Origin of the sequence: Levilactobacillus sp. FUA 3915, assembly GCF_044053135.1 — a bacterium.
GTDB classification, from domain to species: domain Bacteria; phylum Bacillota; class Bacilli; order Lactobacillales; family Lactobacillaceae; genus Levilactobacillus; species Levilactobacillus lanxiensis.
Window position 1 is genome coordinate 1,766,478 of record NZ_CP168704.1, and the last position, 12,160, is coordinate 1,778,637.

Annotated in this window: 10 protein-coding genes; 6 read left to right on the forward strand and 4 right to left on the reverse strand. The window is 49.6% G+C overall.

Going from position 1 to position 12,160, the window contains the following annotated elements:
- Nucleotides 1-47: 47 nt before the first annotated feature.
- A complete protein-coding gene (locus ACEPST_RS08205; protein ID WP_204121179.1) occupies nt 48-671 on the reverse strand; it encodes a DUF4867 family protein in 624 nt (207 codons plus the stop codon).
- Between the two features lie 130 nt (nt 672-801).
- A complete protein-coding gene (locus ACEPST_RS08210) occupies nt 802-1,149 on the reverse strand; it encodes an iron chaperone (RefSeq protein ID WP_204121178.1) in 348 nt (115 codons plus the stop codon).
- A 224-nt stretch (nt 1,150-1,373) separates the two neighbouring features.
- Between ACEPST_RS08210 and ACEPST_RS08215 the strand changes: the two genes are divergently transcribed.
- Complete coding sequence (locus ACEPST_RS08215; RefSeq protein ID WP_204121177.1) at nt 1,374-3,122, forward strand: DUF262 domain-containing protein; 1,749 nt, start codon at nt 1,374-1,376, stop codon at nt 3,120-3,122.
- 190 nt (nt 3,123-3,312) lie between these two features.
- Here the strand turns inward: ACEPST_RS08215 and ACEPST_RS08220 are convergent, their stop codons facing one another.
- Complete coding sequence (locus ACEPST_RS08220; protein ID WP_204121176.1) at nt 3,313-5,253, reverse strand: DUF262 domain-containing protein; 1,941 nt, start codon at nt 5,251-5,253, stop codon at nt 3,313-3,315.
- A 226-nt stretch (nt 5,254-5,479) separates the two neighbouring features.
- On the opposite strand from ACEPST_RS08220, the gene ACEPST_RS08225 reads away from it, so the two are divergent.
- Nucleotides 5,480-6,424 carry a 3-hydroxyacyl-CoA dehydrogenase family protein gene (locus ACEPST_RS08225; protein WP_204121175.1) on the forward strand — a complete coding sequence of 315 codons (945 nt, stop codon included), beginning with the start codon at nt 5,480-5,482 and terminating at the stop codon, nt 6,422-6,424.
- 48 nt (nt 6,425-6,472) lie between these two features.
- On the opposite strand, the gene ACEPST_RS08230 is transcribed toward ACEPST_RS08225, so the two are convergent.
- Complete coding sequence (locus ACEPST_RS08230; RefSeq protein WP_204121174.1) at nt 6,473-7,897, reverse strand: APC family permease; 1,425 nt, start codon at nt 7,895-7,897, stop codon at nt 6,473-6,475.
- 259 nt (nt 7,898-8,156) lie between these two features.
- Between ACEPST_RS08230 and ACEPST_RS08235 the strand changes: the two genes are divergently transcribed.
- From ACEPST_RS08235 to ACEPST_RS08250, 4 genes are all read left to right on the forward strand, one after another.
- On the forward strand, nt 8,157-8,606 hold the full coding sequence (locus tag ACEPST_RS08235; protein WP_204121173.1) for a hypothetical protein: 450 nt from the start codon (nt 8,157-8,159) through the stop codon (nt 8,604-8,606).
- A gap of 87 nt (nt 8,607-8,693) precedes the next feature.
- Nucleotides 8,694-10,094 (forward strand): subtype B tannase, encoded by a 1,401-nt coding sequence (locus ACEPST_RS08240; protein ID WP_239064502.1) that lies wholly within the window; start codon nt 8,694-8,696, stop codon nt 10,092-10,094.
- A 223-nt stretch (nt 10,095-10,317) separates the two neighbouring features.
- A complete protein-coding gene (locus ACEPST_RS08245) occupies nt 10,318-10,641 on the forward strand; it encodes a thioredoxin family protein (RefSeq protein ID WP_204121172.1) in 324 nt (107 codons plus the stop codon).
- Nucleotides 10,642-11,982 (forward strand): dihydrolipoyl dehydrogenase family protein, encoded by a 1,341-nt coding sequence (locus tag ACEPST_RS08250; protein WP_204121171.1) that lies wholly within the window; start codon nt 10,642-10,644, stop codon nt 11,980-11,982.
- Nucleotides 11,983-12,160: the final 178 nt, after the last annotated feature.

Here is a 12,160-nt window from a genome sequence, read left to right on the forward strand (position 1 = left end):
CTCAGTTCACGATTTTTTATGCGACAAATTTTTTAGTTGAAAGATGGCTAAACCTGAACATTCTCGCCGACGAGACCGACGAAGGCGCCGTCTATATGCGCGTCGGGGTGGGCAATCAGCCAGGTGTTGGTCTTGAAGAGAAGCCGATTTAGCGGATCGTCATGGTTGACGGAAAATTCCAGGTCGCGGTTGGTGCCGGCTGGTAACATGACCAGCCAACGGAAACCATCCTGGCCGGGGGCCTCACAGGGCACACCGTGCAGGGTGGTGGCGTAGAGCTCAATGGCCGTGCCTTTAGGAATCAGGAAGGCTGTTAGCTGGTCGGTGTCGTAGGTCAGGTCCTCGTGGATGTCCTGACGTTTGCCCAACAGCAGGATCAGGTCGGTGGCGGCGAGGTTAATTTCAGAACTGTTGTGGAATTCGAGGCTATTCAGAAGGTGATTGTGCCCGATGCAGTAGCCGGTCTCGGTCGGCAGACCACCGAAGAAGGTTTGCTCCAAGCGGTGGGCCGCTTTGGTATCGGCGAGGGAGGTCTTGTTGGCCACGGCCTTCGTCTTTTCAGCGGGATAGGGAACGGCAGCGAGGTTGGTGAGCAGTTCATCCAGGTCGCCAGCGTGAACAATTCGGCCGTATGGGCGAAAGCGCTCATCGGTGACATCAAAGATTTGCATCAGAATCATCCTTCCAAATTTAAGTTGCGCTAAGTATGGTCGCTAATCGTGAATTTTTTTAGACTTTGGGGTAAACATTTTAGTAAGGTGCCGATAGCGTGAAAAAAAGCCGGCTGGCCAGAAAATTAGGTCAGTCGACAGTTTGAATTTCAGCGACGCGAAACGCCACGAGCTGGGCGACGAGGGCGGTGGGCAAAGGTTGGTCATAGGGTAATTGGATGGCACCCTTAGAGGTCTTGAAGTTAGTAAGGTCATCGGCAAAATGGGCAATGGGCGCGGCCGTCGGGTACAGTCCGAGGTGGTGCTTCATGGCGGCAAAATAAATGACCGGCTTGCCGGCAACGAAGAAGGCGGGCATGCCGTAGCTGAGTTTCTCGGTGGCATCTGGGAGCTGGTTCTGTAAGAAGTGATATAGTTCCGTTAGCTGGGAGCGATGTTCAGTGGCGACGGCGGCGAGGTAGGTGGGGATGGGGGTCATGGGTGGGGCCTTCTTTCTGGTTGTTTTGGGTTTATTATAGCAAAGTCTAGTGGTGCCTATGGAATTGATGCTTGCAGGTTTCGAGAGAAATGCGGCATTGCTGTTATTTTACAGTGATGTCTTTTAATTTGATGGACTGTTCAGGTATAATTGAATCAACCTTTTTAAAGTACATATCTGATCGTCAATAACATTTAATTATAGAAAGAATTCGAGGTAGAAAAATGGACTCATTTGTTGATATCCCGCAGCCTTCAAGGTTCCGGATTAATGGTTTATTCAATGATAATAACTTTGTTGTGCCAATTTACCAACGGAATTATGCTTGGGGTAAAAATGAAGTTGAGGATTTCTGGGATGACTTGAAAGATTTGATTGATGGTGAACGAAGTAGCCATTTCTTTGGTCAAATTGTGACGTATAAGAACGGTAAGGAAGAACAAGAAATTATCGATGGCCAGCAACGGCTGACGACGAGCACCATTTTCTTAGCCGTCATTCGTGACATTGCCATGCAGATGTATGCCGATAATTTTAAGGGCAATGACAGCGCGGTTAACTTAGACAGTGGGGATGACCTGCGTTTAATTGGTCGTCAGGTTGATAAAATTATTCGTGGGAATAAAGGCATTAGTCCATCATTAACGGTCCAGCAAGGTGCCGATAGCGTTGGTGAAAAGCCACTACAAGAGTATTTCTTTGATTTAACGCATGGTAGCCAGAGCGCCCGGGATGATCGAGTGGCGTCCGAACCCATGCAAAACATGCAGACGGCCTACCATGATATGGAGCGAAAAGTTTGGGAGACGCTGAAGGAAGAGACTCGGCTTAGCGATCGGATCGATAAGCTGCAGAGCATCTTTGAACTATTCGTTAATAATTTTTATATTGTCATGATCTCTGCCCCCAGCTTACAGGACGCCTTTACCATCTTTGAAACGTTGAACAGTCGAGGCAAGGACTTGAAGGCCTCTGACATTATTAAGAATCATTTGATGTCATTAATGGGCCAAGATATTGAAGAAGCCAACCAATTGTGGAGTGGTATTACGGACAAACTGGATAGCAATAGTAACCGGATTACGCGGTTCATCCGGACATACTGGGCCGCTCAATATAAAATTGTGTCGGAAGCCAAGTTGTATCGCGCAGTCAGTGATAAGGTGCGCGACGTTAACCAGGCTCGGGCTTTTCTGAAGAATTTGGATAACTTGGTTGATCTGTACACAGTCTTGGAAAGCCCCATGGCACCTAAGGCTCACACGACGTTCTTTAGCAACGCCGGTGTGACGCGTCGGTTAGACATTTTATCACGGATGCGGGTGATGCTGTATTACCCAATTGTAATGGCCATGTATCATTGTGACTACACAGAGGCCGATATTTTAAAAGTTGTGAATAAAATTATTTCCGTCTTTATTCGTCACCGGACGATCATTAATGATGGAACGAACAAACTAGAAACTGGCTTTTCCGAAATTGCTAAGAATATTTGGTCGTTGGAATATGCTGGTGTTGATGATATCATTGCCGGCATGAACAACCGATTACTTAAGACGGATGAAGCGACGGAAGCAGCCTTTAGCGTATTGAGCAAAGACGGTGGCTTACGTGGTGCTAAGAAATGGACGCTGGTTTACTTGTTGTCGGAGTTGTATGAGGTTCATTATGATGATTTCAATGATGACCTTTATGACAAGGTCTTTGATGATGACAACTATCAGTTGGTTCAGCTGAGTACGGCGCCAGAAGTCGGTGAATACCAAACGTATATCGGCAACTGGACTATTTTAGAGAAGAATCTAGTGGCTTCCGACTTCAAGGACAGTGATCAGGTTGCTAATCAGTTAAGAAAGTCCAGCTTAAAGGGCAACCAGGCCTTAGCCGATCAATTGGCAACGGGTTCCTGGACAGTGGACGATATTAAGCAACGCCAAGAATCGTTTGCAGATGATGTGACGTTGATTTGGTAGTTGTGTAGAACCCCAAGAACTGGTGACATAAATTTTTAAATTAAAAGCTGGTGGAAGGAAAATCCGAAGATTTTCTCCCACCAGCTTTTTCAATCAAAAAGACAGATGTTTTGACATGAACCATAGTAAAAACTTGGTGCGCCGGACTTGGACCATACATTTACACGCTAAAGAGCTTTAAAATTGAAATTTAGTAATCACCTAGCAACTTGTTCTGAGCAATCATTTTCATTAAATCTATGATTTTTCGAGTTCTGTGCTCAATCTCTTCTTTTGTCCACAGTGTTGGTGTAGCAGATTCAGCAAAGAATCCATGCTCGTACTCGTTAATAATTTTAAATCTTGCGCTGGTTGCCCCGTGCTTAACTGTTGATTGTATTTCTGTTGCAATAGCCCTTGTAATAGTAAAAGACGAATTTTTATAGGCCGGCAACTTATCTTTAAAATCACCATCTGAAATGGAAATGTTTTCAGATTTTCTAAGGAGAGATAGATTTCCAATTCGGTTCATGTATTGCTTTATTTCTTCTGTATCTTCGAAATGTAACAATGAAAGTTTGTCATTGTCGGTAAGTTTAAGCGTATTCTGGGGGAGAATGTGTTCACGTTCTAGGTGATTTACACCACGACCAATATTTCGAACATCAGAGTTTTGATTAATATAAAGTTCAATGAAACGTAAAAGTGATTTAGACTTTTCAGGCTTTAAGTTTTTCGTCTGCATGACAGTATCTAAAAGCTGAATGTCATCATCAATGCGTAAATTGATGTTTTCGATGACGTTAGTAAGCCTTTCTTGCTCAGTTCCACCCTCATAATATGACCCAATAATTTGTGGTAACAATGCTTCGATAGCGTTTGTTTGCTGGAACGAATACAGCACGGTTAATCCTAAACGTAGGGCAGCTTGAACAATGCGTTCTTTTGAAGTGTCATCGGAAGTGTAGTAAAGCATTATTAGTGGGTGAAATTGTTTAATCTTAAATAGTTTGAACAAGATATACATGTATTCTGCTAACTTACTATTTTTATTAACGAATTCATTGTCCTGTGGATTCTTCTCAATTTCACTATAAACTTTTGATTTGTAGTTCAGGTCTTTTGCTAACTCAAGGATATCGGAACCGTGAATTGAGTAGCCTTCGTTAGTATTTTCCTGATCACCCTTAAGTTTGCTTTTATTAAAGAAACTAAAGAGTTCAGCTTTATTAAGATTTTTACTATACTTCATCAGGATATAGCTTTTCATAAACGTAGATGTTGAAATTTTTGAGTCAGTCAAATTTTGTATAAAAGATGACCATTCTTTGTTGAAGGTACTCTTTTGATTTTTAGAAATTTCATCGTCTTGGTCTAGTCGCTTGAGTAACATATTTTTAATTAGGTCCAAGGGCTCTAGTGAACGGCCTCTGTCGTTTAACACCTCAAATAGTTGAAAAGCTTTAGACTCGGATGGCGCAATTGTTCGAATTAACATGACCTTGCTTCTTATATAAGAATTAAATTCAATAAATTGATCTTTGCTGAGTTGTGAAATTTGATCATTTATTTCATCCCAAACGAGGCTGATGTTTTTCTCTGATTTTGTTGTTAGCGTGGTAAGGTCGGGACTGCTTTTTTGCAGGATGTCTTCATAAACATTACCAAAATTGAGTCCGTTATGAAGAATCCGAAGTGACTCAGCTTTGTAAGTATTCTTATCCAAAATCTCATAGCCAGATCGAGCTGTGCTTTCCATAGTACTGAAAAGATCTTCGTCTGAACTACTGTCATCTGTATTTGACGATTGTTCTAGCTCTATGGCGGTCCGCTTGAATTTTCTTGCTCGAATATTTATTGCGCGATAGATTAATGTTAAAACGGTTAATCGTTGTTGTCCGTCAACGACGATAAAGTTGTTTTCGTTTTGATCGGATTGTATTAGCACTATATTGCCTAGTAGGTAACCAGACAAGGTGTTGGACTTTGTTGTGAAGTTATTAGTGTCCTCCTCAAAATCCAGGAAAAGTTGAATGATATCTTCATCTGTCCAAACGAATTCTCGTTGAAATTCAGGGATTGTAAATTGCGTTATATTTTCTAAGTCGAATGTTTCGGAGAGAGCAAACATTTTTGAAACGATTTCTGTCAAGACAAATCACTCCTATAAATTATAGTTTAGTACGGTAATTATGTATAACACATGGTTAAGTTTATCATGATTTCGTACATAAGAGTACTACACTCGTTTTCTAAAGGTGTTATTGAGCGAATTCGATATTATATCGTTTATAAATGATCTCGATCCATGCTAAACTAAACCCAGAGAGCAGAAAGAGAACGCAAACCAACTAACAACTTATTTGGAGGCGTTTCAAATGAACCTAGAAGATATCAAGACCATTACCAACCTCGGCGCAGGGACCATGGGGCACGCCACGGCGCTACAATTTGCCATGAAGGGGTATCCCGTTCGCTTGCTGGACACCAGCGATACCGCGTTTGACCAAGGATTGACCGCCATCAAACATGACCTGGCCACCTTCCGTGAGGCGGGGCTACTACACGAAGACGACGCGACCATCCTGGACCGCATCACGCCCACGACCGACTACGCTGCTGCGCTGGCCGGCACCGATTTCGTGATTGAATCCATCATCGAGGACCTCGACGTCAAGAAGCAGGTCTGGCAACGCGTTGAGTCCCTGGTCAGCGAGGGGACCATTCTGGCGACCAACACGTCAGGTCTCAGCCCGACCGCCATTCAGTCAGTGCTGCAGCACCCGAACCGGTTTGTCGTGGCCCATTTCTGGAATCCCGCACAGCTGATGCCGCTGGTCGAAGTCGTTCCCGGCAAGCAGACCGACCAAGCCACGGTCGACCTGACGACTGCGCTGATGAATCACATTGGCAAGCACGCCGTTAGTCTGAAGCGCGAGTCACTGGGCTTTGTCGGCAACCGCATCCAGTTGGCCGTCATGCGGGAAGCCCTGCACATCATCGACGCCGGCATTGCCTCACCCGCGGCCGTCGATGACATTATCAAATACAGCCTGGGCCGTCGCTGGAGCCTCGTCGGGCCCGTTGCCAGCGCCGACCTGGGTGGCCTCGATATCTTCGACAACATCAGCAAGTACCTCTACGCCGACCTTGGTGCGACGCAGGGCGAAGACCCCGCATTGGCGAAAAAGGTGGCCGACCACGACCTCGGTCTCAAGACCGGCCACGGGTTCTTTGACTGGGACGGGGATGCCGGCGCTGAAATTGTGGCGCAGCGGGACCGCGATTTGCTAAAACTATTGAAACAGGATCAGGACGATTAAACTGAACGCAAAGACGGCCACCCCATAGCGAGGCGGCCGTCTTTTTGGCTATTTTTTCAAATCCTTCAAGCGTTGAAATTCCTTTTCGCCCAACAGGTGGTGGAGCGCCTGATCCTTGGGCTGGTGTTCCTTACGGCCGAGCGCGTAGAACAGCAGGCCCAGGCCAATCCAGACCGCCAGCATGATATATTCCGTCGGCCAGGCCAGGGCGACCGGTGACTTGGGATAGAGCGTTGCAATCGCAATCGTGACCGCCAACAGGCCACCCAGCAGGCTGGGCCACAGGTGTTTCAGCCGGAAACCGCCATTGAGCGTTGGGTAAGTCCGGCGAATCCGCCAGAGAGCGACCGCCGTAATTGCCCAGGCCATGGCCACGAAGAAGCCGCCGAGGTCCAGAAAGTAGGTCATCGCGCCCTTGCCCAGCCAGCCGAAGCCGACCGCAAAGACCAGGACCAACACCGTCGCGTTGACCGGCGTATTGTGTTTTTCATTAATTTCGGCAAACTTGGGTGGCAACAAACCCGCTCGCGCCAGCGATAAAATCAGTCGGGGCGCCGCCGTGAACAGGCCGATGAAACTGGTCAGCAGGCCCAGAAAGGCAATTAGGTAGGCCGCCGTTCCCAACAGCGGGAAGCCGGCCTCGGTAAATGCCGTGATGGAGCCCATGCTGAAGGTCGCTGTCTTCTGCCACGGGTAGACCCACGCGCTGGCCAGCAACACGATAATATAGTAGCTGGCCGCCAGCAGAATGGCGCCGACCACGGCTTTCCCAATTTTCCGTGGGGGCATCGCCGCTTCCTCGGCCAGAATGGTCACGACCTCCCACCCCGTCAGAAAGGTCATGGCGGGCAGGACGAACCGCACCACGTTAGCCAGGGGATCACTCCCGGTGGCGAAGGCCGGCCAGAAGTTTTTCGGACTCCCTTGCGTAAAGCCGGTGACGACCAGCGCGCCACCCAGGATGAGCAGGCCGATAAATAGGACCGCCTGAACGCCCGCCGTCAGCTTGGTGCCGCGGATATTTAACGCGAAAATGAAGAGGGTGAATGCCACCCCAATCGCCAGTTCCATCAAGGAGACGTGCGCCCCAGCAATCGTGTAGCCTGGCCCCGTCGAAATCTTTGGGACCAGCGTCGCCAGCAACATGCTCGACGCCGTCACATAGAAGGATAACGCGCTCAAATAGGCCCCCAGGATTGCCCAACCGGTCGCAAATCCCCAACGTTTGCCAAAGGCCAGATAGCTGTACACCACGGGCCCGCCACTCCGCGGAAAGATGGAGGAGAGCTCCGCAAAGGACAGGGAGGCCAGCACGGTGATGAACGTGGCCAGCATGAAACCAAAGATTTCGCCCCCAGCACCGTACTTGTCGAAGAAAATACCATTGGTATAGATCCAGCTACTGCCGATGACGCTGGACGCACCCAAAATCAGGAGGCGGGGAAACGAAATGTGACGGGACAAATTCTGCATAGTTATCGCTCGCTTTCATTGAATTAAATAATGGTTTCGGGTCGTATGTACTTGTGAAATTCCTCTAGTCATTCTACCTGATGATAGCGTTTACAACAACGAATACGGCTCGAGATTTTCACAAATGGGTTGCGGGCAGGGGCGACCGTTGCCGGGCCCCGGTTCTGATGGTTGGTAAAGGTGGCGGCCAAACTATTTTTAAATTCAAAAAAACATTTGGCGATTAATTACGGAGTTAACCTAAAAGGGGGCGACAGCTATGAAGGCACGGTCGAGTCAGCGCCAGAAGTTGGCAGAGTTAGGGAACATGGAGCGACACCCATTCAAGGGGATTTTCGAGCGGTATGGCATCAAGTCGGGGTACAAGGGGGAAGAGCCGACGATTTTATTGCGGCAAGTGCGGCTGATTCCCACCGAGCAATTATTGACCGACCATCTTTGGTTCAACCTGACCAAGGGCTTTCAGCGGTTGGGTCAGCTAGAACGGGGCGATGTGGTCCACTTTAACGGCCGAGTGAACAGCTATGTCAAAGGGTATCGGGGCCATCAGCTGAACCTGTTCAGTGAACTTTCCCTGGACTATCAACTTAGCTGGCCGACCAAGGTGTGCCGACCGGCAGATAGTCCTGTACGTCCACCATTGCCCATAGAACGGTGGGCGCTCATCACCTTGATTCAAACGCAAAATCAGGACCTCCCGCGCAATTAGTCCCGCGCTTCGGCAAATGAATTGCGTCCGACCGGCATTTCCACTAAAGTAGAGCCAACGAAGATGACTTAAAATGGAGGAATGAGGATGCCAACAGGTTTGCGATTCGATGAGACTCAGGGTCGGTCGGCAACAGCGACGGTAGGGGCTGAAACGGTGGCCTACCGGGCGTTCAGAGATATTAGCTACGTGATGATGCCGGTCGACCCGATTCAACGGTTGAACGTGTTTGTGCCGGAGGCCTACTTCCACGGCGGCACGGTCAACGGTTACCAGCGGGTGACGGCGCCAATTTTTATGCCAAATACCGTGGGGGGCTATTTGCCTGGTCCCCGCGACTTTCCGGAAAATCCGGATGCCTTTAGCCGCGGTGACACGATTGTGCAGGCCTTACAACGGGGCTACGTCGTGGTCTCAGCAGGTTTACGCGGGCGCACGTCGACCGATGGCCAGGGGCAAAACACCGGGAAGGCGCCAGCGTTTATTGTGGACATGAAGGCCGCCGTGCGTTACGTGAAATTCAATGCCGGCTGGTTACCGGGCAACCCTGAACGCATCATCACCAACGGCACCAGTGCGGGTGGCGCCACGTCAGCGTTAATGGGCGCTAGTGGCAACACCGATTTCTTTGAAACACGCCTACAGGAGTTGGGCGCTGCTCCCGCAACCGACGACATCTTTGCCGTCTCGGCTTACTGCCCGATTCACAACCTGGAGCACGCCGATGCCGCCTACGAATGGCAATTTAAGGGGATCAATCAATGGCACCGTCAAAGAGTTCGGGTCGAAGCCGGCCGGAAAATTTGCACGCCGGTTCACGGACGACTGACTCCCAACCAGCAACGGCTATCGCCAGAGCTAAGTGCGGCCTTTCCGGCGTATCTGAACCGTTTAGCGTTGACGGATCAGGCGGGGAACCCGCTGACATTGGACGCGGCAGGTGAGGGCAGTTTTAAAAACCAGATTATCCACGAGCTGACGGCCTCTGCCCAACATGCATTAGATGCCGGGCAAGATGTGATCAAGTATGCCGGCGTCATTATCAAAGGCCAAACGGTCACACGGATCGACTGGCCCCAGTACCTGCGCGCCATTACCCGAATGAAGAGCGTGCCTGCCTTTGATGCGTTGGCGGTGAACAATCCTGAAAATGACCTCTTCGGGAGTCGCTTGACGGCGGCCCGGCACTTCACGGCGTTTGCCCAAAAGCACACAACGGTGCCCGCCCAACTGGCTGACGCCGACCTGGTAGCTGCGGTTAATCCGTTGACCTATCTGTTAAAGAAGCAGTCGCAGGTTGCCCCACACTGGCGAATTCGCCACGGCGCCGCTGACCGGGATACCTCGTTTGCCATTCCGATGATTCTAGCGACGAAGCTTCGTAACCAGGGTTATGACGTCGATTTCGCCATGCCGTGGGCCACGCCCCACAGTGGGGATTATGATTTACCCGAGTTATTTGAGTGGATCGATCGGTTGTGTCAGTGAAAATAAATGCAGCGCCAGCATTCGCGTGCTAGCGCTGTTTTTGCGTCCTGTCTTATAAAAAGTAAGCAAAAAATCTTGCTAAATTATACCTATGGGGGTATATTGAATCTCGTTGTTAATTGGCGACTGATTTAGAAGGCATGATGATAAAATGAAACGATAAAAAAGCTGGCTGATTAATAATTCAATGCCTATCGGGGTATATAACCAGGAGAAACTTAACATGATTAAGGAAATTCATGATTATAATTTTGAAACTGAAACCAATACCGGCGTCACCGTTGTCGACTTCCGGGCCGACTGGTGTCCGCCTTGTAAGATGATGGACCCCATCCTGAAGAGCCTGTCGACCAGCGAAGAATTTGGTGAACGGGTGACCTTCACGTCAATCAATGTGGACCATGACCAAGAGGTTGCCAGTCGATTCAACGTTCAGGGGATTCCGACCTTCCTGATCAAGAAGGATGGCCAGGTGATCAATCGTTTGGTGGGTGCCCGGCCCAAGCCGTTGTTTGCTGCAGAATTGCAGAAAGCGTTAGGTGCTTAGATGACTCAAAAATTTGATTATATTGTCTTGGGCAGTGGCCCGGCTGCGTTCGGCTTAGTGACAGCGTTGAAGGAAGCCCACAGTTCTCAGACCGTTTTGATTGTGGACAACGATTTGTTCGGGGGGACCTGCCCCAATTACGGTTGCGAGCCCAAGATTTTCTTAGAGGGTGCCGTGCGGTCCGTTTTGATTTCCCAACAGCTTCAACAACGGGGGATTCAGACGGCGGCTAAAATTGATTGGCCCGCACTGATGGCAACGAAGAAAGCCACCTTTGCACCATACCCAGCGAATGCGCAGGCAGCGTTTGATTCGGAAACGGTCTCCACGCGCCAGGGTACGGCCAGTTTCGTTGATGCCCACACCGTGGCGGTCAACGATGAACGATTTACGGCGGATAAAATCGTGATTGCGACCGGTGTGACGGCTAATCAGCTGCCGATTCCGGGTAAGAAACTCACCCACAATAGCAACGATGTGTTGGACCTGGCCGAGTTGCCCCAGCGTGTCCTCTTCATTGGTGGGGGCTACGTCAGCATGGAATTGGCCACGGTACTGAGTTCGGCGAGCGCCAGCGTGGAAATCGTTGAACACGCGCCTCATGCTTTAGGCGCATTCTATCAGCCACACGTGAACGTGGTGGTCAAGCAGATGCAGTCACGGGGAATTAAATTTCACTTTGGCCAATCCGTGAGCGCAGTAACGCAGACCGGAACGGACTTTAGCGTGACGACCGCGGAAGGCGACAGCTACACGGCCGACTACGTGATTGACGCGACCGGGCGTCGTCCCAACATTGATAAATTAAATCTGGCCGCGGCGGGCGTCGAGACCAATCGGCAGGGCATCATCGTGGATGACCATTTAGCAACCAACGTGGCCGGCATTTACGCGGCTGGCGATGTGGTGGCAAAGTCACCCGCAGTTGCGCCGAAGCTCACGCCGGTTGCCCAGTTCGAGGGCGCCTATTTAACCGCGACTGATGATGAACCTATCCACTACCCAGTCACGGGCACGGGGTCCTTTACCTTTCCGCAAGTGGCACAAGTTGGGGTGCCGGTGGCAGAAGCGACCACAGATAGCCAGTACCATTTGAAGAAAATGGGCTTGGCGCCTGACTTTGCCTATGCGGGGACCAATGATCAAGACGCCGAATTGATTGGGGTCTTTGACCACGAGCAACGACTGGTGGGCGCGGCCGAGGTCAGTCAAACAGCCACGGACGACATGAACCAGTTGGTGAGCGTTATCGGCTTGGGACTGACTGCCAAAGATTTCCAGCAGAAGCAGATTCTGATTTTCCCAACCTTGGGTACGAAACTGAAGGAGTTTTTAGCTTAGCTAGATAGAAACCTGGAGGGAGACTTCTGGGTTTCTTTTTTGGTTAGAAGTGTGTGTGGGCTACGAATATTAAAAGCACGCCCGTATTTTCAATCTCAAGTCTGGCAGCTTCTGAAACGTGCGTCCGCGGGCAGCTGGTTGCGCTTAACCCCACTAAGCAAACGACCCAGACCCGGGG

Excerpts from the sequence above, each read along its gene's own strand:
- ACEPST_RS08205 (WP_204121179.1), bottom strand. The coding sequence starts at position 671 with ATGCAAATCTTTGATGTCACCGATGAGCGCTTTCGCCCATACGGCCGA.
- ACEPST_RS08210 (WP_204121178.1), bottom strand. The coding sequence starts at position 1,149 with ATGACCCCCATCCCCACCTACCTCGCCGCCGTCGCCACTGAACATCGC.
- ACEPST_RS08215 (WP_204121177.1), top strand. The coding sequence starts at position 1,374 with ATGGACTCATTTGTTGATATCCCGCAGCCTTCAAGGTTCCGGATTAAT.
- ACEPST_RS08225 (WP_204121175.1), top strand. The coding sequence starts at position 5,480 with ATGAACCTAGAAGATATCAAGACCATTACCAACCTCGGCGCAGGGACC.
- ACEPST_RS08230 (WP_204121174.1), bottom strand. The coding sequence starts at position 7,897 with ATGCAGAATTTGTCCCGTCACATTTCGTTTCCCCGCCTCCTGATTTTG.
- ACEPST_RS08235 (WP_204121173.1), top strand. The coding sequence starts at position 8,157 with ATGAAGGCACGGTCGAGTCAGCGCCAGAAGTTGGCAGAGTTAGGGAAC.
- ACEPST_RS08240 (WP_239064502.1), top strand. The coding sequence starts at position 8,694 with ATGCCAACAGGTTTGCGATTCGATGAGACTCAGGGTCGGTCGGCAACA.
- ACEPST_RS08245 (WP_204121172.1), top strand. The coding sequence starts at position 10,318 with ATGATTAAGGAAATTCATGATTATAATTTTGAAACTGAAACCAATACC.
- ACEPST_RS08250 (WP_204121171.1), top strand. The coding sequence starts at position 10,642 with ATGACTCAAAAATTTGATTATATTGTCTTGGGCAGTGGCCCGGCTGCG.